Source organism: Cellulosimicrobium marinum, assembly GCF_020551945.1.
GTDB lineage: Bacteria > Actinomycetota > Actinomycetes > Actinomycetales > Cellulomonadaceae > Cellulosimicrobium > Cellulosimicrobium marinum.
This window is the reverse complement of the sequence record NZ_JAJBZH010000006.1, coordinates 110,474-135,950: the sequence shown is the minus strand read 5'-3', so window position 1 is coordinate 135,950 and position 25,477 is coordinate 110,474. Positions and strand designations below refer to the sequence as shown.

The following is a 25,477-nucleotide window of genomic DNA, read 5'->3' as shown; positions in this document are numbered from 1 at the left end:
CGGTCGAGGTGCTCAGGCGCCGGCCGCGGCCCCGGCGAGCTCGGCGGCGAGCGCCTCGGCGACGCGTCCGCGGAGCAGGGTCCCCTCGGGCGTGTGCTCCTCGTGGTCGATCTCACCCTCGGTGTGGACGCGGTGCACGAGGTCACCGCGCGAGTAGGGGACGACGACGTCGATCGCGACGTCGGGGCGCGGGAGCTCGTCGGCGATGAGGGCGCGCAGCGCCTCGATCCCCTCGCCGGTGTGCGCGGAGACGACGACGGTGCGCCGCTCGCGCCGCCGGATCCGGTCGACGACCTCGGGGTCGGCGACGTCGGCCTTGTTGAGCACGACGACCTCGGGGACGTCCTCGACGCCCGGGATGTCGGCGAGGACGTGGCGGACCGCGGCGATCTGACCCTCGGGGTCGGGGTGGGACGCGTCGACGACGTGCAGGAGCAGGTCGGCGTCCCCGACCTCCTCGAGCGTCGAGCGGAACGCCTCGACGAGCTGGTGCGGCAGCGCGCGGACGAACCCGACGGTGTCCGCGAGGGTGTACACGCGCCCGTCCTCCGTGCGGGTGCGCCGCACGGTCGGGTCGAGGGTCGCGAACAGCGCGTTCTCGACGAGCACGCCGGCGCCGGTGATCGCGTTGAGCAGGCTCGACTTGCCCGCGTTGGTGTAGCCCGCGATCGCGACGGACGGGACCGCGTGCCGCTTGCGCGACGAGCGCTTGGTCTCGCGTCCGGGGGCCATCGCCGCGATCTCGCGGCGCAGCTTCGCCATCCGGTTGCGGATGCGCCGCCGGTCCAGCTCGATCTTCGTCTCACCGGGACCGCGCGACCCCATGCCCGCGCCGGCGCCGCCGACCTGACCGCCCGCCTGGCGGGACATCGACTCGCCCCAGCCGCGCAGGCGCGGCAGGAGGTACTCGAGCTGGGCGAGCTCGACCTGGGCCTTACCCTCCCGGGACTTGGCGTGCTGGGCGAAGATGTCGAGGATCAGCGCGGTGCGGTCGACGACCTTGACCTTGACGATGTCCTCCAGCGCGCGGCGCTGGGACGGGGCCAGCTCGCCGTCGACGACGACCGTGTCGGCGCCGCTGGCCGCGACGATCTCCGCGAGCTGCTCCGCCTTGCCGGACCCGAGGTAGGTGCCGGGGTCGGGCTTGGCGCGGCGCTGGAGCAGGCCGTCGAGCACCTGGGACCCGGCGGTCTCGGCGAGGGCGGCGAGCTCGCGCAGCGAGACCTCGGCCTCGACCGCGCTCGTCGCGGCGCCGTCCTCGCGCGGGTCGGACGACGGGCTCCACAGCCCGACGAGGACGACCTTCTCGAGCCGGAGCTGACGGTACTCGACCTCGGTGACGTCCTGGAGCTCGGTCGACAGCCCGGCGACGCGCCGCAGCGACGCACGCTCGGCGAGGTCGAGCTGGTCGCCGTCGTGCTCCGCGTGGACCGTGCCGCCCTCGGCGCGCGCCGTCCCGGCCCGTGCGAGCACCCGTGCCACGACGTCGCTCGCGATGTCCCGCGGCGCGTCGGCCGGCTCGCTCCGAGCCGTCGTGGGGTTCGCAGGGGTCTGGGTCATGTGCCGCCTTCCGTCCGGGGTCCTGGCAGGACGGCACCCGCCGTCCTCTCGTGGAACAAGCGTGGCACGCGAAATCGTCCCGCGGCCAACGGATTCCACGGTCCGGCGCCGCGACATAGGATCACGCCTCGTGAGCGACGAGCACGACCACTACTTCACCGCGCGGCCCGCCTCGGCGTCCGAGCGGCGCACGATCGCCGTCCGCCTCGCGGGGCGCGACGTCGAGGTGGAGGTCGCGGGCGGCGTCTTCTCCCCCGGCCGGCTCGACCTCGGCACGCAGGTGCTGCTGCGGACGACCCCCGCGCTGGACGACGTCCTGCCCGGCGACGGGGCGGGCGCGCACCTGCTGGACCTCGGGTGCGGCTGGGGCCCGGTGGCGATCACCATGGCGCTCGAGGCGCCCGGTGCCACCGTGTGGGCCGTGGACGTCAACGAGCGCGCGCTCGACCTCGTGCGGCGCAACGCCGACCGCCTCGGCCTCGCCGGGGTGCGCGCCGTGACGCCGGACGAGGTGCCCGACGACGTCGCGTTCGCCGCGCTGTGGTCGAACCCGCCGATCCGCGTGGGCAAGGAGGTGCTGCACGGCATGCTGCTGCGCTGGCTGCCGCGCCTCGCGCCGGGCGCGGTCGCGCACCTCGTGGTGCAGCGCAACCTCGGTGCCGACTCGCTGCAGCGGTGGCTGGTCGAGCACCTGGCCCCGGTGCTGCCGGGGGCCGAGGTCTCGCGGGCCGCGAGCGCCAAGGGCTTCCGCGTGCTGACGGTCGGGGCGCCGTCGGCCTGATCCGTCAGACGGCGGCGGGCTCGTCCTGCGCCGCGGGGGGCGGCGGGACGGGCGCCGGCGCCGGGGGCACGAGGCGCGCGAGGTCGATCTCGCCGGAGTGCACCAGCTCTGCCGGCCCGGCGAGCTCGACGTGGTCGTCGGGGAGGGCGCGCACGCGCACGGTGCCGCCGGGCACCTCGACGTACCAGGTGTCGGGGGCGTCGGAGCCGCCCCACACGCGCACGGCGAGCGCGGCGGCGCAGGCGCCGGTCCCGCACGACGGGGTCTCCCCGACGCCTCGCTCGTGGACGCGCATGCGCACGCGTCCGACGAGGGTGCCGTCGGGCTCGACGGTCTCGCCGAGCGGTACGACGAGCTCGACGTTCGTCCCGCGCGGCGGCACCGGCTCGACGACGGGGGCGGCCGTGAGGTCGGCGTCCTCGAGGAGCTCTTCGCGGGCCAGGGCGAGGACCGTGTGCGGGTTGCCGAGGTCGACGCCGAGCGCGGGCCGGGGGACGTCCCACCCGCGCACGACGACGGTGGCGTCGAACCCGGCGCGCAGCGCCTCGCGCCCGCCCGGCAGGTACCAGGCGCTCATGTCGACGGCGTACCAGCCGTCGTCCTCCTTGCGCACGCGCTTGACGCCCGCGCGCGTCCCGACGGGGACCTCGGTGCCGCCGGCGAAGCTCACGAGCCCGAGGCTCTCGGCGAACGCCGCGAAGACGCGGACGCCGTTGCCGCACATCTCCGCGACGGAGCCGTCGGCGTTGCGGTAGTCCATGAACCAGATCGCGTGCGGGTCCTGCGCGAGCACGTCGTGCGACTCGGGGACGAGAGCGGTCGGGACGAGGCGGATGACGCCGTCCCCGCCGACGCCGCCGCGACGGTCCGCGAGGGCGCGGACGAGCTCGGGCGTGAGGTCCAGCTCACCCTTCGTGTCGGCGAGCAGCACGAAGTCGTTGCGGGTCCCGTGACCCTTGGTGAACCGGGTGCGCGTCATGAGCCCAGACTACGGCGCACGCGGGCCGTGGTGTCCGCCGCGTCCGGGTCGCGCCCGTCGGGCGCGGGAGGCTCGGGCGGGCGGGTGTCCGCGGCCTCGACGTGCGCGAGCGCGTCGTCGACCAGCGTCGGCGACTGCGCGTCGAGCCAGTGCAGGCGCGGGTCCCGCCCGAACCAGCCCATCTGCTTGCGGGCCAGACGGCGCGTGTTCGCCGTGACGGCGGAGCGCGCCGCCTCCTCGGTGGCCGTGCCGTGCAGGTGCTCCAGGACCTCCGCGTAGCCGACGGCGCGCCGCGCGGTGCGGCCCATCCCGGCCGCCTCGACACGACGTACCTCGTCGACGAGCCCGAGCTCCCACATGCGGGCGACCCGGTTCTCGACCCGTGCGTCGAGGACCGCCCGGTCGCAGTCGAGCCCGATCTGCACCGTGGGGCGCACGTACGCCTCGCGCGGCAGGTTCGCGCTGAACGGCTCCCCGGTGAGCTCGACGACCTCCAGGGCACGCACGACGCGGCGGGTGTTCGCGGGGTCGATGCTCGTGGCCGCGGCGGGGTCGAGCCGGGCGAGCTCGTCGTGCAGGGCGCGCGTGCCCTCGCGCTCGGCACGCCCCTCCAGGGCGGCCCGGACCTGCGGGTCGGTCCCCGGGAAGCGCATGTCGTCGAGGAGGGCGCGCACGTAGAGCCCGGACCCGCCGACGACGACGGCCCGCGCGCCGCGCGCGGCGACCGCGTCGAGGACCGCGCGCGCCTCCTCCTGGTACCGCGCGACGGACGCGTCCTGCGCGGGGTCCAGCACGTCGAGCAGGTGGTGCACGACGCCGCGCCGCTCGCCCACGGGGACCTTCGCCGTGCCCACGTCCATGCCGCGGTAGAGCTGGTAGGCGTCGGCGTTGACGATCTCGGCGGGGGCCGTGGGCGTGCCGAGGCGCTCGGCGAGGTCGAGCGCGAGGTCGGACTTGCCGGTCGCGGTCGGTCCGACGACGGCGACGACGGTCAGCGAACGGTCGGGCAGTCGGGCGGTCTGTCCGGCGGGCGGGTGCGTCACGCGCAGCACGCTACCCGGCGCGGTGGACCACGACGGCGTACGGCGGGCCGCCGTCCGGGTGCGGCGAGGTGACCTCGTCGGTCGACCACGCGGCGTCGACCAGGGCCCGGACGGCGTGGCCCAGGGGCGCCGACCGCGGGTCGGCGGCGACGACGACGGCGGCGTCACCGGTGCGCAGGGCGTCCCCCACGGCGCGGGCCTCGCCGGGCGGGACGGCCCCGCCCAGCTCGACGAGGTCGGCGGGGCGGCCGACCCCCGCGGCGGCGAGCGCGAGCAGCGCCACGGACGCGCCGGTGCCCGCCGCGACGGAGGTCTCCTGCCCGGCGTCGGCGGGGCCGGGGCGCCACCCGTCCCCGAGCCGCGCGTCCGCGACGCCCGCCGCCGCGAGGGTCGCGCGCCGTGCGCCGCGGACCACCCCGGCCCCGTGCGACCCCGCCGCGAGGACCACGACGTCGTGACCGACGAGCGGGCGCAGCGCGGCGAGGACGTCCTGCCGCGTCGCCACGAGGACGTCGGCGCGCCCGGCGGCGCCCGGGACGAGCAGGGGCGTGGCGGGCAGCACGACGGCACGGGTGAGCACGCCCACACCGTAGCGAGCGACGCGCCGCGGGACGACGTGGCCGGGCGCCCCGAGTACGGTGGGACGGTGAGGTTCTTCGGGGAGCGAGAGGACGACCGGCGCGACGACGCGGCGGGCGGCGGGACGTCGGACGAGGACCTGCGGTCGCAGGTCGAGGAGGTGCTCGCGCGCGAGCTCGGGCAGGTCGCCACCGCGACGGGCGCCCCGGCGCCGCTCGCGCTCGACCGCGTCGTCCAGTGGATCACGGACAGCGGCTACAGCTACTTCGTGGACTCGGACGGCGACGTCGGCGGGCTGTGGCACGGCCGGCTGTTCTACTTCCTGCTCTTCGGCAACAACGACGAGATCCTCCAGGTGCGCGGCCAGTGGAACCGCGACCTCGCGATCGAGCGCCTCGAGGAGGTGCTGGAGTTCTGCAACGAGTGGAACGCCGACCGCATCTGGCCCAAGACGTACACGCGCGTGCGCGACAACGGCATGGTGCAGGTGTTCACGGAGGTGACGGTCGACCTCGAGCACGGCGTGACGGACGACCAGCTCGACCAGCTCCTGCAGTGCGGGCTGGGCACCGGCTCGATGTTCTTCGACGCGCTCGACGAGTTCTACCCGGACCCGGCGAGGCAGGCACCGTGAGCGAGGCGCGCACGGGCTGGTTCGCCCGCCTCTTCGGCAACCGCCGCCCCAAGTCCGCGGACGCCTCCCCGGCCCCGCCGGAGCTGCCGCGCACCCTGACGATGTCCCGCGTGGGCGACCACCTGACGCGCCGCGGGTACCACTTCCGCGTGGACGACGACGGGGACATCACCGGGACGTGGGACGGTCACCGCTTCTGGTTCCTCCTGCTCGGCGACCGGTCCGAGGTGCTGCAGGTGCGCGGCCGCTGGTCCACCACCCTGCCGGTGGACGCGCGCCTCGCGACGCTCCAGGCGGTCAACGACTGGAACCGCGAGCGCATCTGGCCGAAGGTGTACGTCCGCGAGGAGGCGGGGCGGCTCGCCGTCTACGCCGAGGTGTCGGTCGACTTCGAGCGCGGGGTCACCGACGCGCAGCTCGCGCAGACGGTCTCCTGCGGCCTGGGGACCGCCGTGCAGCTCTTCCACGCCGTGGGAGCGACGCTGCCGCCCGGCGTGGTCGACGACGCGGGCTGACGGTCCCCGAGGTCCCCGAGGTCCTCGTCAGCCCGTCCGCGTCAGACCGTCCGTCAGTTCGTCCGCGTCACGTGGGCCGCGTCAGGCGCGCAGCGTCGGCAGGCCCAGGACGACCGGGCCGCCCGCCGGGGCCCCGCCGCCGTGCCCGTGGTCGTCGCCCCCGCCCAGGCGCGCGGTCTCGCGCCGCACCCACGCGTCGCCCGCGCGAGTGCGCCGCACGGCGAAGGTCCCGCCCGACGCCGCGGAGTCGGCGATGAGGTGGTGCGGCGCCGACCGCGTGACCTCCACGGTGACGACGTCGCCCGGCCGCGGCAGGCGCGCGTCGGGCTGCTCGGCCAGGCGGGGGTCGCCGGCGCGCACGGGCGCGCCGCCGTCGTCGGGCACCGGCGTCACGCCGGACGGCAGGGCGAGGTGGACGAGGCGGTTGTCCGGCGCGCGGCCGGTGAGCCGGTGGGTCGCGCCGTCCTTGCGGCCCGCGCCCTCGCCGACGAGGACGTCGACCGTCCGGCCGACCTGCCGCGCCGACTCCTCGCCCGCGACGCGGTCCTGGAGCGCCTGGAGGCGCTCGAAGCGCTCCTGCACGACCTCCTTGGGCAGCTGGCCGTCCATGGTGGCCGCGGGCGTCCCCGGGCGGGGCGAGTACTGGAACATGAACGCCGAGGAGAAGCGCGAGGCCTCGACCACCCGCAGGGTCTCGGCGAAGTCCTCCTCCGTCTCGCCGGGGAAGCCCACGATGACGTCGGTGGTGATCGCGGCGTCGGGCATGACGGCCCGCACGCGGTCGAGGATGCCGAGGAACCGCTCGGAGCGGTACGAGCGGCGCATCGCCCGCAGCACCCGGTCGGAGCCGGACTGCAGCGGCATGTGGAGCTGGGGCATGACGTTCGGCGTCTCGGCCATCGCGGCGATCACGTCGTCGGTGAACGCGGCAGGGTGCGGCGAGGTGAAGCGCACGCGCTCCAGCCCGTCGATCCCGCCGCACGCGCGCAGCAGCTTCGCGAAGGCGCCGCGGTCGCCGAACTCGACGCCGTAGCTGTTGACGTTCTGGCCCAGCAGCGTCACCTCGATGGCGCCCGCGTCGACGAGCGCGCCCACCTCCGCGAGGACCTCGCCCGGACGACGGTCGCGCTCCTTGCCGCGCAGGTGCGGCACGATGCAGAACGTGCACGTGTTGTTGCACCCGACGCTGATCGACACCCAGCCGGCGTAGACCGACTCGCGCTTGGTCGGCAGCGTCGACGGGAAGACCTGCAACGACTCGGCGATCTCCACCTGCGCCGCCTCGTTGTGCCGGGCCCGCTCCAGCAGGACCGGCAGCGCGTCGAGGTTGTGCGTGCCGAACACCACGTCGACCCACGGCGCCTTGTCGACGATCGTGCCGCGGTCCTTCTGCGCCAGGCACCCGCCGACCGCGATCTGCATGCCGGGGCGCTGCGCCTTGACCGACGCGAGCTGACCCAGGTTGCCGTACAGGCGCGTCGCCGCGTTCTCGCGCACCGCGCACGTGTTGATCACGACGACGTCGGCGCGGTTCGCGGCCTCGTCGGCCGCGCTCGCGCGCGTGTACCCGGCCTGCTCGAGCATCCCGGCCATGTGCTCGGAGTCGTGGACGTTCATCTGGCAGCCGAGCGTGCGCACGACGTACGTGCGGGCCTCGCCGTCCGGGGAGGCGGCGGGGAGCGGGGCGGGAGCGATCGTGGACATCACCGTCCAGGGTACGGCGCGGCCACGGGTGTTACTGAACTGTTGCCTGGCTGTTGCGCGATTCGGTGGCGCCCGCAACAGATGCCCCCTATGTTCGAAAAATGGTCGACGACTCCCCCACGTCGTCCGACGGCGTCGTGCCGTCGGACGCCGGCACGCCCCCCGACGCCCACGACGCACCCGCGCCCGACGACGCGTCGCTGGGCGAGCCGCTCGTCGAGCTCGTCGACGTCAACAAGCACTTCGGCGACCTGCACGTGCTGCAGGACATCAACCTCACCGTGCGCCGCGGCGAGGTGCTCGTGGTCATCGGGCCGTCCGGCTCCGGGAAGTCGACCCTGTGCCGCGCGATCAACCGCCTCGAGACGATCGACTCCGGCGAGATCCGCGTCGACGGCCAGCAGCTCCCCGAGGAGGGCAAGGCCCTCGCCCGGCTGCGGTCGGACGTCGGGATGGTCTTCCAGGCGTTCAACCTCTTCGCGCACAAGACGATCCTCGAGAACGTCACGCTCGGCCCCGTGAAGGTGCGCCGCGAGAGGTCGAAGGACGCCAAGGAGCGCGCCCTCGCCCTGCTCGACCGGGTCGGCGTGAAGAACCAGGCGGGCAAGATGCCCGCCCAGCTCTCCGGCGGGCAGCAGCAGCGCGTCGCCATCGCGCGCGCCCTCGCGATGCGGCCCAAGGTCATGCTCTTCGACGAGCCGACCTCGGCCCTCGACCCGGAGATGATCAACGAGGTCCTCGACGTCATGGTCGCGCTCGCCAAGGAGGGCATGACGATGATCGTCGTCACCCACGAGATGGGGTTCGCGCGCAAGGCCGCGAACCGCGTCGTCTTCATGGCCGACGGCCAGATCGTCGAGGAGGCCCACCCCGAGCAGTTCTTCACCGCGCCCAGGAGCGAGCGCGCGAAGGACTTCCTGTCGAAGATCCTCACCCACTGACGTCCGACACTCCCCATACCGGGCGCCCCGCGAGGAACCACCTCGGGCGGGCGGCCACCACTCACGAAGGGTAGGAACGATGCGCACACGACACGCAGGTGCCACCGTCCTGGCAGCGCTCACCGCTCTCACGCTCGCCGCGTGCGGCGGCGGCGAGGTCGGCGGCGACGGCGAGGACACCGGGACCGACACGGCCACCGAGGGCGGTGGGGCCGAGGGCGGCATCACCATCGGCATCAAGTTCGACCAGCCCGGGCTGGGGTACCAGGACGGGAGCGAGTACACGGGGTTCGACGTCGACGTCGCGACCTACGTCGCCGAGAAGCTCGGCTACTCCGCCGACCAGATCGAGTGGGTCGAGGCCCCGTCCGCGCAGCGCGAGACGCTCCTGCAGACCGGCCAGGTCGACATGATCTTCGCGACCTACTCGATCACCGACGAGCGCAAGGAGACGGTCGCGTTCGCCGGGCCGTACTTCGTCGCCGGCCAGGACCTCCTCGTCGCCGAGGACAACACCGACATCACCGGCCCCGAGTCGCTCGAGGGCAAGAACCTGTGCTCGGTGACCGGCTCCACGTCGGCCCAGCGCATCAAGGACGAGTACGCCGCGGGCGCCCAGCTCCTCGAGCGCCCCGGGTACGCCGAGTGCGTCACCGCCCTCACCGCGGGCCAGGTCGACGCCGTCACCACCGACGACATCATCCTCGCCGGTCTCGCGGCCCAGCCCGCGAACCAGGGCAAGGTCAAGGTCGTCGGCGCGCCGTTCTCCACCGAGCGCTACGGCGTGGGCCTCCCGCAGGACAACGAGATCTGCGAGGACGTCAACGCCGCGATCGAGGAGATGATCGAGGACGGTTCCTGGGAGGAGGCCGTCGCGGCCAACACCGAGGGCACCGGGTACACGCCGAACTCGAGCGAGAACCCGCCGTCGGTCGACGCCTGCGCCTGACCCGGACACGCGAGGGGGGCGGCGCCCGCGCGCCGCTCCCCTCGCCCGTCCCCGACGCGGTCCCCGTCCCGACGAGGCCGCCGAACCCACCCGGAGGATGACGCACCGTGGGTGACTACCTGTCCCAGATCGGCGACCTGTTCGCGCAGTACGACGTCGTCGGCGCCTTCTGGGTCAACATCCAGCTCACGTTCTGGGCCGCGATCTTCTCGCTCCTGCTCGGGACGCTCCTCGCCCTCATGCGCATCTCGCCCATCGCGAGCCTGCAGTGGGCGGGCACGGCGTACGTCAACGTGCTCCGCAACACGCCGCTCACGGTGATCATGACGGTCATGGTGCTCGGCATCTGGACGCAGCTCCAGATCAGCCTCGCCGAGGACTTCGCGTCCAACTTCTTCCGGTTCGCCGTCGTCGGCCTCACCGTGTACCACGCCGCCTTCGTGTGCGAGGCGATCCGGTCGGGAGTCAATACCGTGCCGCTCGGCCAGGCCGAGGCGGCGCGCGCGATCGGGCTGTCGTTCCTGCCCGCCGCGCGGCTCATCATCCTCCCGCAGGCGTTCCGCGGCGCGATCGCGCCGCTCGGCAACACGCTCATCGCGCTGCTCAAGAACTCGACCGTCGCAGCCGCGGCGAGCGTGACGACCGAGACGTCGAGCCTCATGCGCACGATGATCGAGTTCAACTCGAGCTACATCTTCGTCATCTTCTTCATCTTCGCGATCGGCTACGTCATCCTCGTCATCCCGATCGGGCTGCTCACCACGTCCCTCTCGACCCGTCTGGCGGTGCGCCGATGAGCTCCCAGCAGTCCGTCCTCTTCGACGCCCCCGGCCCGCGCGCCCGGCGGGCCATCGCGATCGGCAACGTCGTCGGTGCGCTCGTCGTGCTCGGCATCGCCGCCCTCGTGCTCCTCGAGCTCGACCGCAAGGGCCAGCTCTCGTGGAACCTCTGGGGTCCCGTGTTCACCGCGAACGCGTGGGAGAACTACTTCCTCCCCGGCCTGCAGAACACGCTCCGTGCCGCCGCGTTCGCCGTCGTCGGCGCCGTCGCGCTCGGCCTGCTCCTCGGCATCGGCCGGCTGTCGCACTCACGCGTCCTGCGTTGGCTCAGCGGGACCGTCGTCGAGTTCTTCCGTGCCGTGCCGGTCCTGCTCCTCATGATCTTCTTCTGGCTCCTCCTCGGGTTCAACCAGGTCAGCCAGCCCTCGTTCCTCGCCGTCGTCATCGCGCTGATCCTCTACAACGGCGCCGTCATCGCCGAGCTCGTCCGGTCAGGCGTGGGGAACCTGCCCCGCGGGCAGTCCGAGGCGGGACTCGCCGTGGGCCTCACGCGGGGGCAGACCCTCCGCTCGATCCAGCTCCCGCAGGCCCTCATCGCGATGCTGCCCGCCCTGGTGTCGCAGCTCGTCGTCGTGCTCAAGGACACCGCGCTCGGCCAGATCATCGTCTACAACGAGCTGCTGCGCGCCGCGCAGATCTTCGGCAACGGCAACGGCAACAACCTGCAGACGCTCACGGTGGCCGCGGTGATCTTCATCGTCATCAACTGGTTGCTCACGACCGTCGCGCAGTGGCTGTCGCGCTTCCTCAAGGGCCGCACGTCGGGGACCACCACAGCCGGCGCGGGGATCGGCAACCCCGCGGCGACCGCTGCCGGAACCGCCGGACCCGCTGCCGCCTGAGAGCCGGAAGGGTTCCGGCCGCCGGAAAGGGGCCATGCTCGCTCCGGCTCACGCGTCGGGCGTGTCGGCGTCCTCACGGTCGAGCTCCTGCTGGACGACCTCGAACGCGACTCCGGGGGCGTACCCCTTGCGCGCGAGCGCGCCGACGGCCCGGCGGACGCGCACGTCGCGGTCCAGCCCGACGGTGCGCCGCAGGCGCGCGCGGGCGAGGTCGTGCGCGGCCTCGGTCTCGGAGTCGTCGTCGACCTGGTCGAGGGCCGACGCGGAGGTCTCGTCGTCGATCCCGCGGCGGCGCAGCTCGACGGCGATCGCACGACGTGACAGGCCCCGTTCGGCGTGCCGGGTGCGCACGATCATCTCGGCGTACTGGGTGTCGTCGACGAGGCCGACCTCCTCGTAGCGGTCGAGCAGGGGCAGGACGACGTGTTCGGGGTAGCCCTTGCGGGCGAGCGACTGCGCGAGCTCGGCCCGGCTCTTCGGGGCGGCGGTGAGGATCCGCAGCACCGTCTCCCGTGCCCGCTCGGCGAGCTCGTCGTCGGTGAGCTCGCCGTTCTCGATGCGTTCCTGCAGCGACGGACGCGGGCGTCGTGCGGGGCCCGTGCCCCCCGCACGACGCCCGCGGTCCCCCCGGTGGTCGCCGGTCAGAACGGCTTCTTCCCCTTGGCGGCGGCCGGGGCCTTCACCGCGGGCTTGTCCGCGACGGCGGGACCGCCGACCGGGTCGACGACCGCACCCGCGGCCGGGTCGGCCGGCGCGTCGACCCGCGGCCCGACGCCCAGCTTCTCCTTGATCTTCTTCTCCAGCTCGTTCGCGAGGTCCGGGTTGTCGCGCAGGAACGACCGGGCGTTCTCCTTGCCCTGGCCGAGCTGGTCACCGCCGTAGGTGAACCACGACCCGGACTTGCGCACGAACCCGTGCTCGACGCCCATGTCGATGAGACCGCCCTCACGGGAGATGCCCACGCCGTACAGGATGTCGAACTCCGCCTGCTTGAACGGCGGCGCCATCTTGTTCTTGACGATCTTCACGCGCGTGCGGTTGCCGACCGCGTCCGTGCCCTCCTTGAGGGTCTCGATGCGGCGGATGTCCAGACGCACCGAGGCGTAGAACTTCAACGCCTTGCCACCGGTGGTGGTCTCGGGGCTGTTGTGCACCATGACACCGTCGACGAAGTAGTTGTGGTTGCCCTCCACCTCGATGTCGAAGCGGTGCGTCGAACGGGTCGGGGGCTTGACGTGCACGTCGAGGACGCGCGCCGGGACCGGCACGGTCCGCGGCGCGACGAACTCGGGCGAGACGTCGAACTGCCCGCGGAAGCGCGGGAGGAGCTTGTACTCCATCGACGGGTGGACGAACGGCGCGATGATCTCCTGGAACCGCGCGGTCCCCGCGGTGGTGAGCTGCAGGACGTTCTGCTGCTTCGCGCCGCGGAGGGTCAGTCGCGACTCGACGCCGTGCGTGTCACGCAGGTACTCCACCAGCCGCTCGCGCGACCCCTCGCTCATCGCGTCGACGCAGATCTCCGCGCGCCCGCTGCCGCCCTCGGTCCGGGACTGCAGGCCCTTCGAGCGGATCTGGAACGAGGCGTCGTCCATGTACCAGACGGCGAGCGCGAGCGGCGTCAGGGCCTTGAGGTAGTCCCACGTGAGGTGCTTCTTGCCGCCCCCGAAGTAGACGACCTCGCGCAGCTCGGCGAGCTCGGGCAGCGGCGTGAGGTCCACGAGCACCGACCCGTTCGGGCGGACCGTGCGCGACTGCGGGACGTTGCCGAGCATCGACGCCTTCCAGTCGACGTACTCGACCTGCTTCGGCCCGTGGCCCATCCGGTACCGCACGCCACGACGCCCGCGCCTGTTGGGCGAGAGGTGGCCGTCCCCCATGAGCCCGCCGAGGACGGTCTGCCACTGCTGGTCAGACAGCCGCACCTGCTCGGCGACCATGACACGGTCCCCGGCGATGATCTCCCCTGCCTCGCGCCACCCGCCCGGGGTCCGGATGAGGTGGTTCTCGGTCGCGGCGAACTGCGCGCGCCCGTTGCCCGCCGACTTCTCGACGGTGAACTGGAGGAAGCGGTCCGTCGGCCCGTTGTCGAACCAGCTGACGATCTTGCGCGGGACGGTCTCGCCCGTCTCCGGGTCGTAGGACATCACCTCGACCGGCATCTTCTGGTTGACGATCTTGCCGATCTTCTCGGTCGTGCCGTCCGCGAGGACGACGCGCGTCGAGTAGTGGAAGCAGCCGAAGAAGACGCCGATCTTCTCGCGGAGCTGGTTGATGAAGATCGCGGTGGTGCCCGACGCGCTGAGCGCACCGGTGATCTTGCGCAGCGCCTGCGACATGAGGCGGGCCTGGAGACCGACGTGGCTGTCGCCCATCTCGCCCTCGATCTCGGCCTTGGGCACGAGCGCGGCGACGGAGTCGATGACGATGATGTCGAGCGCGCCGGAGCGGATGAGCATGTCCGCGATCTCGAGCGCCTGCTCGCCCGTGTCCGGCTGGGACACGAGGAGCGCGTCGGTGTCGACGCCGAGCTTCTTCGCGTACTCCGGGTCGAGCGCGTGCTCGGCGTCGATGAACGCCGCGATGCCGCCGGCGCGCTGGGCGCTGGCGACCGCGTGGAGCGCGACGGTCGTCTTGCCGGAGGACTCCGGCCCGTAGACCTCGATGACGCGGCCACGGGGCAGCCCGCCGATACCGAGCGCGACGTCGAGCGCGATGGACCCGGTGGGGATCACGTCGACCGGAGCACGGCCCTCCTCGCCGAGGCGCATGACGGAGCCCTTGCCGAAGCTCCGGTCGATCTGGGCGAGCGCGGCTTCCAGCGCCTTCTCGCGGTCTGCAGGTGCGGGCATGTGGGTCACCTTCGCGTCGTGTCGTCTGTTCGTCGTGCCCGACAGTACGGGTAGCCACCGACACGCGTGTCGGCGCCTGGTCCGGCCTGTGGATCGTCGTCGCGGTCCTCGGCTCCCCGCGCTCGCGCGGTCACCTGTGGACGACTCTAGCCGAACAGGTGTTCGACCCGGAACCGCGGCGCCGGGCGTGTCGCGCCTCCCGGTGCACCCGCGGGGTTCAGGCGTCCGCGAGGGACCAGGACTCCCCCGGCGCGAGGACGACCACGCGCGTCCCGGGCGCCTCGCGGTGCGCCGCCGCCTCGAACGCGGCCCCGGCGTGGTCCATCCACCCCCGCGGGAGGTTCCGCACCCCCGGCGCGTGGAGCGTGCCCCAGTGCACGGGGACCGCGACGCGGACGCCGACCTCCGCGCACGCGCGCGCCGCCTCGACCGGCCCGAGGTGCCCGCCGGACAGGCGCGGACCCCACCCGGAGACGGGGACGAGCGCGACGTCGACCGGGCCGCCCGCGAGCGCCGCGAGGTGCGCCATCGCGCCGAATCGCTCGGTGTCGCCGACGGCCCAGACCCGGACGCCCGGGGCGCGGCCGACGCGCACGAGGTGCCCGGTGGCGGCGTTGGGCCGGTGCGGCATGGGCCGGTGCCCGTGGACGGCGGGGGCGAGTCGGACGGCGACGTCGGCGTCCGGGTCGCCGACGTCGTGCCACGTGTCGTCGAGCCCGACGCCGCGCAGCCCCTTGGTGCGCAGCCACCGGGCGTTGGCGGGGGCGGTGAGGACGGGGGTGCCGCTCAGCAGCCGGAGGGAGCGCAGCTCGGCGTGGTCGTGGTGGAGGTGGGAGAGCAGGACGGCGTCGGCGTCGCGCCAGACCTCGGCGGGGCGGTCGCCGCGGCGGCGCAGCAGACCGGCGTGGCGGTGCAGCAGGGGGTCGGTCACCAGGCGGGTCGGCGGTCCCCCGGGTGCGGTCGCGTCGAGCACGACGGTGGAGTGCCCGAGCCACGTCACGGTGAGGCTCATCGGGGCGCGCCCCGGTCCGCGGGGTCGCTCGTGGTCGGTGCGTGCTCGTCGACCGGGGTCGAGGTGCGGGCGGGCGGGCGCACGTCGAGGTCGACGAGCCAGGAGACGAGGCGGCGGTGCACGGCCTCCGCGCCGACGAGGAGGCGTTCGCCGTCGACGTCCTCGAGCTCGTCGTCAGGGACGGCGAGCGTGGTGGGGTGGACGAGGACGGCGTGGTTCTGGGCGCCCCCGAGCCCGCCGTGGGACCCGACGAGCCCTTCGAACGCGTGGACCATGCCCATGTCGTCGACGCGGGAGACGAGGACGAGGTCGCCCGCGTCGTCGAGGCGGGCGACGCGCAGGAGGTCCGCGACGGCCCGGGAGCCGTAGGGCGCGAGGGGGTCGTCGCCGTCGACGGCGCCGGTGACGAGGTCGTGCGTCCCGCCGGGGCCGCGCGCGACGACGGTGCGGCCGCCCGCGCCGTCGTCCTCGTGGGCGACGACGACGCCGACCGCGGGGTTGGCGACGAGCCCGGCGACGAGCGCGGGCCAGCGCTCGTCCACCTCCGTGCCGAGCAGGCGCCGCGGCTCGCGGCAGAACCACACCATGCCGAGGTTGCCGGACCCGACGACGGCGACCTCGGGCAGCTCCGCGGCGCCGGGTGCCGCGGGCCGCCGCTCGGTGCGGTCCGGGCCGACCATCATGCGGCCCGCCTCGCCGTCGCCGGGCCGGAGCGCGTTGAGGGCGGTGTTGGCCGGGCCCCACGCCTCGCTGTCGGGCGCGGTCGCGCGGCGTCGGCCCGTCCCCGGGCCCGACGCCGGACCGGCACCCGGCCGCGGGCCCGCGCCGTCGGGCACCGGGAGCGCCATGAGGCGGCGGACCTCGGCGAGGAAGGAGCGTCCCACGACCTGCTCGAAGGTCGCACCGAGCGACTGCCCGTGGTCGGAGACCACGACGATCTCGTAGCGCCGCGGCGCGAGGGCGGCGACCTGCTCCCAGAGGCCGAGCACGCCGTCGAGCCCTTCCAGCGCGCGCATCGACTCCGGACGCAGGGGCCCGGCGTGGTGGGCGATCTCGTCGTGGTCGACGAGGTCGACGCACACGACGGGGACGCCGCGCACGAGCTGCTCGGCGACGAGGGTCGTGTTGAGGTCGCGCAGGACGACGTTCGTCACGGCCCGCAGGACGGGGTACCAGCCGAGGCGCGAGACGCGCGGCTCGACACGGCGCACGGCCTGCTGCCAGCCCTGGTAGAGCTCCTTGACGACCTCGGCGGCGGTGACGACGACGGCGCGCACGAGGACGAACGGGCTCGCGAAGAAGCGGACGAACATCTGCCCGGGCCCCAGTCCCGACGACGCGCGGCTCATGACGAGCAGGGTCGTCGCCGCGTCGCCGGAGAACATCGTCGACACGGCGGCGCCCCCGTCGGCGAGGAGCCCGGCGCCGTCGCGCGTGCGTTCCTCGACGAGCGCGGCGTCGGCGGGCCGGTTGGTCACGACGAGGCGCCCGAGGTCCCGCGACCACCACCGGAACGCGGGGACGTGCTCGGTCGAGCCGTGCAGGAGCCCGATCGTGCTCGCGGGCGTCGTGGCGGGCACGCGCGCCCACCAGGAGGTGAGGCGGTGGCTGCCGTCGCCGAGCCAGCGCGCGAGGGTCGGGGCGAGCCCGGCCTGGAGGGCGTGGTCGAGCGTCGGGCGCGCCACGCCGTCGAGCATGACGACGAGCAGCCCGCGCTCGGGGGCGGCCCCGCCGGTGCGGTCGGCTCCCCGCGCGTCGACCCCGGCGCGGCGCCGGGCCCGTCGCACGAGGTCGCCGAGCACGTACTCGCGGTCGTGGGCGCCGACCACCCAGCGGCCGACCGCCATGAGCACCCCGGCGACGACGAGGACCGCGAGCACCGCGCCCCACGTCGGCGTGCCGAACCCGGGCAGGAGCGTGAGCGCGGCCCCGACGACGAGCACCTGGGCGAGCAGGCCGGACACCAGCGCGCCGACCACGCCGGCGCGGCGCGCGACGCCGCGCAGGGCAGGGCGCAGGGCGACGTCGCCGACCCCGACCGCGAGCGCCGCGAGGAGGACCGACCAGGGGGTGGAGGCCTCCACGCCGGGGACGAGGGCGATCGCGACGCCGAGCCCGGCGGCGGTCGTCACGAGGGACCACAGCGCGCCGCGGACGTCCGCGGCCGTCACGAGGGGCGGGCGGCCGCGCCGTGTCGCCGGGTCCGTCATGCGGCCATCATGCTCGCGGTCGGGCCGGGGTGCGCGGCGGGGTCCGGGCCGGCTCAGCGTGCGGGTGGTGCCTGGCGGTGCTCGTCGTGCCCCCAGCGGCGCGCGTCGGGGACGTCGAGGGCGTCGCAGAGCGCGTGCCAGACGACGCGCGGCTCGACGCCGTCGTCGATCGCCTGCGCGGCGGTCCGGTCGCCGAGGGCGGTGAGCACCTGGTCGCGGGCGAGCGTGCGCCCGTAGGCGTCGCCGAACACCTCGTCGACCAGCTGCCAGAACTCGCGGTAGCGCACGGCCCCAGCCTCCCACGTCCGGGGCGGGCGCCCGCACCGGCGGCCGCGCGGCACGGCACGGGGGCGCTCCCGGGGCGGGCGTGGGTGGCTGCGGTGAGAATGGGCGCGTGACCGTGGACCCCCTGGAGCGCTTCGCCGCGCCCACCCGTGCGTGGTTCGCGGGCGCGTTCGACGCGCCGACCCCCGCGCAGGCGGGCGCGTGGGACGCCGTGTCGACGGACCGGCACGCGCTCGTCGTGGCGCCGACCGGGTCGGGCAAGACGCTGGCCGCGTTCCTGTGGTCGCTGGACCGGATCATGGGCTCCCCCGTCCCGGAGCGCGAGCAGCGCTGCCGCGTCCTGTACGTCTCGCCGCTCAAGGCGCTGGCGGCGGACGTCGAGCGCAACCTGCGCTCCCCGCTCGCCGGGATCCGGCAGGCGGCGGTCCGGCTGGGGCGCGACGTGCCGGACGTCGTGGTCGGCACCCGCACGGGTGACACGCCCGCGACGGAGCGCCGCCGCCTCGCGACGCACCCGCCGGACATCCTCATCACGACGCCGGAGTCGTTGTTCCTCGTGCTGACGTCGGCCGCGCGCGCCGGGCTGGCCGGGGTGGGGACGGTGATCGTCGACGAGATCCACGCGGTCGCGGGCACGAAGCGCGGCGCCCATCTCGCGGTGTCGCTCGAACGTCTCGACGCCCTCCTGGAGGAGAGCGGGCGCGGTCCGGCCCAGCGGGTCGGGCTCTCGGCGACCGTCCGTCCGGTCGAGGCCGTCGCGACGTTCCTCGGCGGGCACCGGCCTGCCGAGGAGGGCGGGCGCGAGGTGGTCGTGGTGCAGCCGCCCGCGACGAAGCGCATCGAGGTCGACGTGGTGGTCCCGGTCCCGGACCTCGCCGACCTGACGGTCCCGGCGTCCGCCCCGAGGACCCCCGACGGTGCGGGGGCCCCCGCGCCGTCGGGGGTCGCCGCGCCCGGGGGGCTCCCGGGCCTCGTGCCGCTGCCCCCGGGCGAGCCCGACCTGTCGGGGCCCGCGACGTCGCGCCCGGGCGGCGACCGGCCGGCCCGCCCGTCGGTGTGGCCGCACGTCGAGGAGCGCGTCGTCGACCTCGTCGCGGGGCACCGCTCGACGCTGGTGTTCACCAACTCGCGCCGCGGCGCCGAGCGGCTCACCGCGCGCATGAACGAGCTGTGGGCCGAGCGGCAGGGCGAGGACGTGCTCGACCCGGCCACGGTCACGGCCGCGCAGGTGCAGGCGCAGTCGGGCGCGAGCTCGGGCGTCGAGCCGGTGATCGCCCGGGCGCACCACGGGTCGATGAGCCGCGCCGAGCGCACCCGCACCGAGACCGAGCTCAAGGACGGCCGGCTGCCCGCGGTGGTCGCGACGTCGAGCCTCGAGCTCGGGATCGACATGGGCGCGGTCGACCTCGTGGTCCAGGTCGGCGCGCCGCCGTCGGTCGCGTCGGGTCTGCAACGCATCGGGCGCGCCGGTCACCAGGTCGGCGCCGTGTCGCACGGCGTGGTGTTCCCCACGCACCGCGGGGACCTCGTGCCGTCCGCGGTCGTCGCGGAGCGCATGCGCTCGGGCGGCATCGAGGAGCTGCACGTGCTCGCCAACCCGCTCGACGTGCTCGCGCAGCAGGTCGTCGCCATGGTCGCGGTCGACACGTGGTCGGTCGACGCGCTCGCCGCGCTCGTGCGCCGCAGCGCGCCGTACGCGCGCCTCGGCGACGCCTCCCTGCACGCGGTGCTCGACATGCTCGCCGGGCGCTACCCGAGCGAGGACTTCGGCGAGCTGCGGGCGCGCGTCGTGTGGGACCGCGCGTCGGGCACCCTCACCGGGCGGCCCGGGGCGCTGCGCCTGGCCGCGACGAGCGGCGGCACGATCCCGGACCGCGGCCTGTACGGGGTGTTCCTCGCGTCGGGCGCGGACGCGACGACGGGCGGGGACGACGACGCGGGACCGGCCCGCGAGCGCGCGCCCCGGGGCGGCAAGCGGGTCGGCGAGCTCGACGAGGAGATGGTCTACGAGTCGCGCGTCGGCGACACGTTCACGCTCGGGTCGAGCACGTGGCGGATCGAGGACATCACGCCCGACCGGGTGCTCGTCACGCCCGCCCCCGGCATCCCGGGTCGCCTGCCGTTCTGGAAGGGCGACTCCCCCGGGCGGCCCGCCGAGCTCGGGCGCGCGCTCGGTGCGTGGGTGCGCGAGACGGACGCGCTCGTCGCGACGGACGGCGCGGCGGCCCGGGAGCGCCTCGCGGCCGCCGGGCTCGACGCGTGGGCGAGCGACAACCTCGTCGCGTACCTCGACGAGCAGCGCGCCGCCACCGGCCGGGTGCCCGACGACCGCACCGTCGTCGTCGAGCGGTTCCGCGACGAGCTGGGCGACTGGCGGGTCGTCGTGCACTCGCCGTACGGCGCGAAGGTCCACGCACCCTGGGCTCTCGTCCTCGCCGCCCGCCTCCGCGAGCGCTACGGGGTCGACGCCGCCGCGATGCACGCGGACGACGGGATCGTGCTGCGCCTGCCCGACACCGGCGACTCGTGGCTCGACGGCCCGCCGTCGGCCGACGGGCCGGACGGGGCCCGGGTCGTGGCCGACGGCCCGGTCCCGGTGGAGGACCTGCTCCTCGACCCGGACGACGTCCTCGACGCCGTGCGCACCGAGCTCGGCGGGTCGGTGATGTTCGCGTCGCGGTTCCGGGAGGCGGCGGCCCGCGCCCTGCTGCTCCCCCGGCGCCGCCCCGACCGCCGCCAGCCCCTGTGGCAGCAGCGCCAGCGCTCCGCACAGCTCCTGTCGGTCGCCTCGGAGTACCCGGAGTTCCCCGTCGTGCTGGAGGCCGCCCGCGAGTGCCTCCAGGACGACTTCGACGTCGCGGCGCTCACCGACCTCATGCGCGACCTCGCGCACGGCCGGGTCCGCCTCGTCGAGGTGACGACGCCGACCCCGTCGCCCTTCGCGCAGTCGCTCCTGTTCGGGTACACCGCCCAGTTCCTCTACGACGGCGACGCGCCGCTGGCCGAGCGCCGCGCGGCCGCGCTGTCGCTCGACCCGACGCTCCTCGCGGAGCTGCTGGGCGGCGACGGCGCGAGCGCGCAGCTCGCCGACCTCCTCGACCCCGCCGCGATCGAGCGGACCGAGGCCGAGCTCGGCGCGCTCGCGCCCGACCGTCGCGCGCGGCACGCCGAGGACCTGTGGGACGTGCTGCGCCGCCTGGGACCGCTCACCCGCGACGAGCTCGCCGCCCGCACGCGCGAGGAGGTCCGTGACGACGTCGACGACTGGCTCGCGGAGCTCGGGACGGCACGACGCGTCATCGCCGTCCGCCTCGCCGGGGTGCCGGACGAACGCGCGCGGCAGTGGGCCGTCGTCGAGGACGCCGGGCGCCTGCGCGACGCGCTGGGCGTCGCCCTGCCCGTCGGCATCCCCGAGGTCTTCACCGAGCCCGTCCCCGACCCCCTCGGGGACCTCGTGCGGCGCCACGCCCGCACCCGCGGACCGTTCTCCGCGCACGCCCTCGCGGCGCGGCTCGGCCTCGGCGTGGCCGTCGTGCTGCACGCGCTCGAACGGCTCGAGGCCGCCCGGCTCGTCGTGCGCGGGCGGCTGCGCCCGGAGTCGCTCGGCGGGACCGGGGACGACTGGTGCGACGCCGAGGTGCTGCGCGTGCTGCGGCGACGCTCGCTCGCCGCGCTGCGCGCCGAGGTCGAGCCCGTCCCGTCCGAGACGCTCGGCGTGTTCCTGCCGCGCTGGCAGGGGGTCGGCCAGCTGCGCGGGACGGACGGGGTGCTGCGCGTCGTCGAGCAGCTCTCCGGCGCCGCCGTCCCCGCGTCGGCGCTCGAGACGCTCGTGCTCCCCGCCCGCGTGCGGGACTACGTGCCCGGGATGCTCGACGAGCTGACCACCGCGGGCGAGGTCGTCTGGTGCGGGCACGCCGCCCTGCCCGGCTCCGGCGGGGGCGACGGGCTCGTGAGCCTGCACCTCGCCGAGTGGGCGCCCCTCACCCTGCCCGACGAGGCCCCCGACCCGGACGACCCGCTCGCACGGTCCCTGCTCGACCTCCTGCGCGGATCGGGCGGCTTCTTCCTCCCCGTCCTCGCCGAGCGGGCCGGGACGCAGGTGGGCCCCACGCTCGACGCCCTGTGGGAGCTCGTGTGGTCCGGGCACGTGACCAACGACGGGTACGGCGCCCTCCGGTCGCGCCTCGGTGCCGCGGGCGGGACGCACCGGGCCCCGCGCGCACCGGCCCGCGCCCGCCCGATGGCACGGGCCCGGTTCGCCGGCCTGCGCCCGCCCGGCGCGCCCGACACCACCCTGCGCGGCGGCGGCGGGCGCTGGTCCGCGCTGCCCGAGCGCGAGCCCGACCCCACGCGGCGCGCGCACGCGCTCGCGCGCGTGCTCCTCGACCGGCACGGGGTCCTCACCCGGGCCGTGGCCCCCGCGGAGGGGGTCGCCGGGGCGTTCCGCAACGTCTACCGCGTCCTCACCGAGCTCGAGACCACCGGCGCGGCACGCCGCGGCTACTTCGTCGAGCACCTCGGCGGGTCGCAGTTCGCGCTGCCGGGCGCCGTCGACCAGCTCCGCACGGACGGGCTGGACCGCGAGCGCGCGCTCGACGCCGGCGTCGGCCCGCGGGCCGACGGGCCCCCGCCGGGGCCGGTCCTGCTCGCCGCGACCGACCCCGCCAACCCCTACGGTGCGGCCCTCGCCTGGCCCGTGCGGCCCGCGTCGCAGGACGACGCGCCGGAGGGCGCGGCCCGGGGGCACCGGCCGGGCCGCAAGGCCGGGGCGGTCGTCGTCCTCAGCGAGGGCGACCTCGCGCTCTACGTGGAGCGCGGCGGCCGCTCGGTCCTGTCGTTCGTCGACGGGCCGCGGCTCGCCGACGCGTGCGCGGCGCTCGTCGCCGCGGTCCGTGACGGACGGCTCGGCAAGGTCGTGGTGCAGCGGATCGACGGCGTGGACGCCCTCGCCGGCGCCGGGACGTCGAGCACGCCCGCGGACGAGGCCGCACGCGCCATGCTCGACGCGGGGTTCCGCGCGACCCCCCGGGGCCTGCGTGCGGCGTGAGGTGCGGGAGGTGACGCGTGCCCGAGGGTGACGTCGTGCGGATCACCGCCACCCGGCTGGGCGAGGCGCTCACCGGGCGCGCGCTCGTGCGCGCGGAGCTGCGGTGGCCGAGCGCCGCCGAGCACGACCTCGTGGGCCGCACCGTCGTCGACGTCGTCCCGTACGGCAAGCACCTGCTGACACGGTTCGACGACGGCTGGACCCTGCACACCCACCTGCGCATGGAGGGCGAGTGGCACGTCGCCCGCACCGGCACCGGTGCGGCGCGCGGCGGGGGCCCGACGGTCCGGGTCGTCCTCGCGAACGCGTGGTGGACGACGATCGGGGTGCGCATCGGCATGCTGCACGTGCTGCGCACGAGCGACGAGCACCGCGTCGTCGGCGGCCTCGGGCCCGACGTCCTCGCCGACGACTTCCTCGACGCCGGGCTCGGCACGGCCGTGCAGCGCCTCCTCGCGGACGACGCCGCGGGGGGCCTCGGTCCTCGCCACCGGCCGGAGCGGGCAGGTACGGGCGTCCCCGTCGCCGAGGCGCTGCTCGACCAGCACACGGTCGCCGGCCTCGGCACGATCTGGACCGCCGAGTCCCTGCACGCGCGACGCGTGTGGCCGTGGACGCCCGTGCGCGACGTGCCCGACCTCGAGAGCGTCCTGGTCACCGCCCGCGAGCTCATGGCACGCACCGTCCGGCACGGCTTCGACCCGCGCGACGGGTACGTGCGGCACGTCCACGGACGTGCAGGACGGGCGTGCCACACGTGCGGCACGCCCGTCGCGGTCGGGACGGCCAACGAGCCGCCCTACGACCGTCCGATCTTCTGGTGTCCCGGCTGCCAGCCGCCGCCGGGGTGAGGACTCAGCCGACCGGCTGGAGGTCCTCGCGTCGCGTCGTCCCCTCGGGGTGCTGACGCCCGAGCACGGCCGTCGCGAAGTCCGCGGGGATCGTGTCCGGGATGAGCAGGCCCTCGGCGACCGCCACCCGGTCGCTGACCTCGCGCAGCACCAGCGACAGCGGGACGTCGAGCGCCTCGCAGATGGAGCCGAGCAGCTCCGACGACGCTTCCTTCTGTCCGCGCTCGACCTCGCTGAGGTAACCCAACGAGACCCGAGCCGCGGAGGACACCTCTCGCAGGGTGCGCCCCTGACGCTGGCGAGCGTCTCGCAGCACGTCCCCGATCTCCCGTCGAAGCACAATCATCTGGCGACCCCCTTCCGTGTCCCCTGCGCCCCCGGGAGCCGGTCGGGCTCCCACCTGGGTGCGCGAATCCTTCGTACGTGCCCCGTGTGCGGGGGTCGTCCTACCGTACCCCGCCGCCGGTCCGCCCACGCCACCGGCACGAGCGCCGGGGCGGCCGGGTGCGGAGGTGCCCGGGCGTGCGCCCGGGCGCGGAGCGGTCCTGTTCGCGATCACGTGCAGTCCAACGCACCGCCCCGGGCCGTTGTTCCCCGGGGCGCGAGCCGTGCCGCGGCCCCCGCAGCGTGTTCACGACGCCTCCACAGGCCCGACGCGGCCACGCACCGCGCGCCGTGCCCGCCGGGCCCGGATTTCACCCGTGGCCTCGCGGTCCCCGCTCAGGGCCGGCCCTGGTCCACGAGCGCGAGGACGAGGTGCAGCGCGGCGTCGACGGCGGCCCGCCGGACCGCACCCCGGTCCCCCGCGACGTCGAGGTCCCGCACCGCGGACCGCTCCGGCGTGCGCACCGCAACGTGGACGAGGCCCGGCGGCCGGCTGTCCTGCGGCTCGGGGCCGGCCACCCCGGTCGTCGCCACGCCGACGTCCGCGGCGAGGGCGCGCCGCACGCCATCGGCCATCTGCTGCGCGACGAGCGGGTGGACCGCCCCCTCGCGGGCGAGCAGGCCTGCGTCGACGCCGAGCACCGACGCCTTGACGTCCGTCGCGTAGGCCACGACCCCGCCGCGCAGCACCCGCGACGCCCCCGGGACGTCTACCACCGTCGCCGCCAGGAGGCCACCGGTCAGCGACTCGGCCACGGCGAGGGTCCAGCCGCGCGAGGCCAGCGCGGCGACGAGGTCGACGGCGCCGCCGCTCACCCCGCCGCGTTCCCGCCGGACCGCTCCTCGACCCGCAGCGCGCGCAGGGCGTCGCGGCGCAGGCGCCACCCCTGGACCGCGTACTCGACACCCGTGACGACGGTGACGACGATCGCGGCGCCGAGCACGACCCACGCGACGACCTCCACCCAGCCGGGCAGGTGCGCGAGGGGCAGCAGGAAGAGCGTGATCCCGACCGCCTGCAGCACCGTCTTGAGCTTGCCCCCGCGGGACGCCGGCATCACCGCGTAGCGCAGGACCGCGAGGCGCATGAGGGTGATCCCGAGCTCGCGCACGAGGATCACGACCGGCACCCACCACGGCAGCTCGCCGAGGGGCCATGCGAGCAGGACGAGCGCCGTCCCGACGAGCAGCTTGTCCGCGATCGGGTCGAGCAGCTTGCCCAGGTCGGTCACCAGGTCGTAGCGGCGCGCGAGGTAGCCGTCGAGGCGGTCCGAGGCCGCGGCGAGCACGAAGACGCCCGTCGCGACCAGACGCCACGTCACGGACTCCCCGTCGTCGACGACGAGCGCCCACGCGAAGAAGGGGACCAGGAGGATCCGCACCATGGTGACGACGTTCGCGGAGTTCCACGGGGACGGGACGGCGGTGACCACGGGTCCAGCCTAGGCGCTCGGACAGGACGCCTGCGTC

The 25,477-nt window shown here is 75.2% G+C and carries 21 protein-coding genes and 3 pseudogenes; 9 read left to right on the top strand and 15 right to left on the bottom strand.

Annotated features, from left to right (window positions below; genetic code table 11):
* Positions 1-12 precede the first annotated feature (12 nt).
* Positions 13-1,560, bottom strand: coding sequence for a GTPase HflX (hflX, locus tag LGQ04_RS14490; protein WP_229244645.1), 1,548 nt, complete (start codon positions 1,558-1,560; stop codon positions 13-15).
* A 130-nt stretch (positions 1,561-1,690) separates the two neighbouring features.
* On the opposite strand from hflX, the gene LGQ04_RS14485 reads away from it, so the two are divergent.
* Positions 1,691-2,341 carry a class I SAM-dependent methyltransferase gene (locus LGQ04_RS14485; RefSeq protein ID WP_229244644.1) on the top strand — a complete coding sequence of 217 codons (651 nt, stop codon included), beginning with the start codon at positions 1,691-1,693 and terminating at the stop codon, positions 2,339-2,341.
* A 4-nt stretch (positions 2,342-2,345) separates the two neighbouring features.
* On the opposite strand, the gene dapF is transcribed toward LGQ04_RS14485, so the two are convergent.
* From dapF to LGQ04_RS14470, 3 genes are read right to left on the bottom strand one after another with little or no spacing between them, the layout of a single operon-like run.
* On the bottom strand, positions 2,346-3,320 hold the full coding sequence (dapF, locus tag LGQ04_RS14480; RefSeq protein ID WP_229244643.1) for a diaminopimelate epimerase: 975 nt from the start codon (positions 3,318-3,320) through the stop codon (positions 2,346-2,348).
* Entirely contained in the window at positions 3,317-4,315 is a 999-nt protein-coding gene (gene miaA / locus LGQ04_RS14475; protein WP_229244737.1) for a tRNA (adenosine(37)-N6)-dimethylallyltransferase MiaA, read from the bottom strand. Before miaA ends, dapF begins: the two co-directional genes overlap by 4 nt.
* 58 nt (positions 4,316-4,373) lie before the next feature.
* Complete coding sequence (locus LGQ04_RS14470; protein WP_229244642.1) at positions 4,374-4,943, bottom strand: hypothetical protein; 570 nt, start codon at positions 4,941-4,943, stop codon at positions 4,374-4,376.
* A gap of 66 nt (positions 4,944-5,009) precedes the next feature.
* Here LGQ04_RS14470 and LGQ04_RS14465 point away from each other — a divergent pair, with 66 nt between their 5' ends.
* Both LGQ04_RS14465 and LGQ04_RS14460 read left to right on the top strand, forming a co-directional pair.
* Positions 5,010-5,576 carry a type III secretion system chaperone family protein gene (locus LGQ04_RS14465; protein WP_229244641.1) on the top strand — a complete coding sequence of 189 codons (567 nt, stop codon included), beginning with the start codon at positions 5,010-5,012 and terminating at the stop codon, positions 5,574-5,576.
* Positions 5,573-6,091, top strand: coding sequence for a type III secretion system chaperone family protein (locus LGQ04_RS14460; protein ID WP_229244640.1), 519 nt, complete (start codon positions 5,573-5,575; stop codon positions 6,089-6,091). The genes LGQ04_RS14465 and LGQ04_RS14460 overlap by 4 nt, the downstream gene beginning before the upstream one ends.
* Positions 6,092-6,172: 81 nt before the next feature.
* Here the strand turns inward: LGQ04_RS14460 and miaB are convergent, their stop codons facing one another.
* Complete coding sequence (gene miaB, locus LGQ04_RS14455) at positions 6,173-7,795, bottom strand: tRNA (N6-isopentenyl adenosine(37)-C2)-methylthiotransferase MiaB (protein ID WP_229244639.1); 1,623 nt, start codon at positions 7,793-7,795, stop codon at positions 6,173-6,175.
* Between the two features lie 101 nt (positions 7,796-7,896).
* Here miaB and LGQ04_RS14450 point away from each other — a divergent pair, with 101 nt between their 5' ends.
* The 4 genes from LGQ04_RS14450 to LGQ04_RS14435 all read left to right on the top strand — a co-directional run bounded on the left by LGQ04_RS14450 (position 7,897) and on the right by LGQ04_RS14435 (position 11,366).
* Positions 7,897-8,736: an amino acid ABC transporter ATP-binding protein gene (locus LGQ04_RS14450; RefSeq protein ID WP_229244638.1), complete on the top strand. Its 840-nt coding sequence runs from the start codon at positions 7,897-7,899 to the stop codon at positions 8,734-8,736.
* Positions 8,737-8,815: 79 nt separating this feature from the next.
* Entirely contained in the window at positions 8,816-9,685 is an 870-nt protein-coding gene (locus LGQ04_RS14445; protein ID WP_229244637.1) for a glutamate ABC transporter substrate-binding protein, read from the top strand.
* Between the two features lie 107 nt (positions 9,686-9,792).
* Positions 9,793-10,482: an amino acid ABC transporter permease gene (locus LGQ04_RS14440; RefSeq protein WP_229244636.1), complete on the top strand. Its 690-nt coding sequence runs from the start codon at positions 9,793-9,795 to the stop codon at positions 10,480-10,482.
* Positions 10,479-11,366, top strand: a complete 888-nt coding sequence (locus tag LGQ04_RS14435; RefSeq protein ID WP_229244635.1) for an amino acid ABC transporter permease — start codon at positions 10,479-10,481, stop codon at positions 11,364-11,366. Before LGQ04_RS14440 ends, LGQ04_RS14435 begins: the two co-directional genes overlap by 4 nt.
* A gap of 48 nt (positions 11,367-11,414) precedes the next feature.
* Here the strand turns inward: LGQ04_RS14435 and LGQ04_RS14430 are convergent, their stop codons facing one another.
* The 7 genes and pseudogenes from LGQ04_RS14430 to LGQ04_RS14410 form a co-directional block, all read right to left on the bottom strand.
* On the bottom strand, positions 11,415-11,870 hold the full coding sequence (locus LGQ04_RS14430; RefSeq protein WP_229244634.1) for a regulatory protein RecX: 456 nt from the start codon (positions 11,868-11,870) through the stop codon (positions 11,415-11,417).
* A 137-nt stretch (positions 11,871-12,007) separates the two neighbouring features.
* Positions 12,008-12,511: pseudogene (locus tag LGQ04_RS17830) on the bottom strand (recombinase RecA family protein); the annotation flags it as partial.
* A gap of 27 nt (positions 12,512-12,538) precedes the next feature.
* Positions 12,539-13,306, bottom strand: a pseudogene (locus tag LGQ04_RS17915) (LAGLIDADG endonuclease); the annotation flags it as partial.
* 96 nt (positions 13,307-13,402) lie between these two features.
* Positions 13,403-14,218: pseudogene (gene recA, locus LGQ04_RS17820) on the bottom strand (recombinase RecA); the annotation flags it as partial.
* A 217-nt stretch (positions 14,219-14,435) separates the two neighbouring features.
* Positions 14,436-15,230: an MBL fold metallo-hydrolase gene (locus LGQ04_RS14420; RefSeq protein ID WP_229244632.1), complete on the bottom strand. Its 795-nt coding sequence runs from the start codon at positions 15,228-15,230 to the stop codon at positions 14,436-14,438.
* The gene (locus LGQ04_RS14415; protein WP_229244631.1) at positions 15,227-17,440 is read right to left on the bottom strand and encodes a phage holin family protein; all 2,214 of its coding nucleotides are present in this window, start codon (positions 17,438-17,440) and stop codon (positions 15,227-15,229) included. Before LGQ04_RS14415 ends, LGQ04_RS14420 begins: the two co-directional genes overlap by 4 nt.
* Positions 17,441-17,493: 53 nt before the next feature.
* On the bottom strand, positions 17,494-17,727 hold the full coding sequence (locus tag LGQ04_RS14410) for a DUF3046 domain-containing protein (protein WP_229244630.1): 234 nt from the start codon (positions 17,725-17,727) through the stop codon (positions 17,494-17,496).
* Between the two features lie 107 nt (positions 17,728-17,834).
* On the opposite strand from LGQ04_RS14410, the gene LGQ04_RS14405 reads away from it, so the two are divergent.
* Both LGQ04_RS14405 and LGQ04_RS14400 read left to right on the top strand, forming a co-directional pair.
* The gene (locus tag LGQ04_RS14405) at positions 17,835-22,772 is read left to right on the top strand and encodes an Lhr family helicase (RefSeq protein ID WP_229244629.1); all 4,938 of its coding nucleotides are present in this window, start codon (positions 17,835-17,837) and stop codon (positions 22,770-22,772) included.
* A gap of 17 nt (positions 22,773-22,789) precedes the next feature.
* Positions 22,790-23,623: a DNA-formamidopyrimidine glycosylase family protein gene (locus LGQ04_RS14400; RefSeq protein WP_229244628.1), complete on the top strand. Its 834-nt coding sequence runs from the start codon at positions 22,790-22,792 to the stop codon at positions 23,621-23,623.
* A gap of 4 nt (positions 23,624-23,627) precedes the next feature.
* Here LGQ04_RS14400 and LGQ04_RS14395 read toward each other — a convergent pair whose 3' ends face one another.
* The 3 genes from LGQ04_RS14395 to pgsA form a co-directional block, all read right to left on the bottom strand.
* On the bottom strand, positions 23,628-23,969 hold the full coding sequence (locus LGQ04_RS14395; RefSeq protein ID WP_229244627.1) for a helix-turn-helix domain-containing protein: 342 nt from the start codon (positions 23,967-23,969) through the stop codon (positions 23,628-23,630).
* Between the two features lie 374 nt (positions 23,970-24,343).
* Positions 24,344-24,823, bottom strand: a complete 480-nt coding sequence (locus LGQ04_RS14390) for a CinA family protein (protein ID WP_229244626.1) — start codon at positions 24,821-24,823, stop codon at positions 24,344-24,346.
* Positions 24,820-25,440 (bottom strand): CDP-diacylglycerol--glycerol-3-phosphate 3-phosphatidyltransferase, encoded by a 621-nt coding sequence (gene pgsA, locus LGQ04_RS14385; protein WP_229244625.1) that lies wholly within the window; start codon positions 25,438-25,440, stop codon positions 24,820-24,822. The genes LGQ04_RS14390 and pgsA overlap by 4 nt, the downstream gene beginning before the upstream one ends.
* Positions 25,441-25,477: the final 37 nt, after the last annotated feature.